Below are 265 nucleotides of genomic sequence, written 5' to 3' on the forward strand. Positions count from 1 at the left end.
CCGATTTCACCACCGCGCAGAATGTCGCCGCCGCGATCAACGGGAAGCTGGGCTTCGGCGTGGCGCAGGCGGTGGACGCGGTGTCGGTCGCGGTGCGCGCGCCCGTCGGCGCCGACGTGCGCGCGACGCTGATGTCGACGATCGAGAACCTCGACGTGACGACGGCCGAGCCCCCCGCCAAGGTGATCGTCAACGCACGGTCGGGCACCGTCGTCATCAACTCCGCCGTCCGCGTCGGCCCCGCCGCCGTCACCCACGGCAAGCT

The 265-nt window shown here is 72.1% G+C and carries 1 protein-coding gene; it reads left to right on the forward strand.

Annotated features, from left to right (window positions below; genetic code table 11):
- Positions 1 to 265 (forward strand): flagellar basal body P-ring protein FlgI (locus tag RYX56_RS26625; RefSeq protein ID WP_317124208.1); only part of this gene is annotated, 265 nt, incomplete at both ends.

Origin of the sequence: Alkalihalophilus lindianensis, assembly GCF_032843265.1 — a bacterium.
In the GTDB taxonomy this organism is placed as follows: Bacteria; Bacillota; Bacilli; order Bacillales; family Bacillaceae_D; genus Alkalihalophilus; species Alkalihalophilus lindianensis.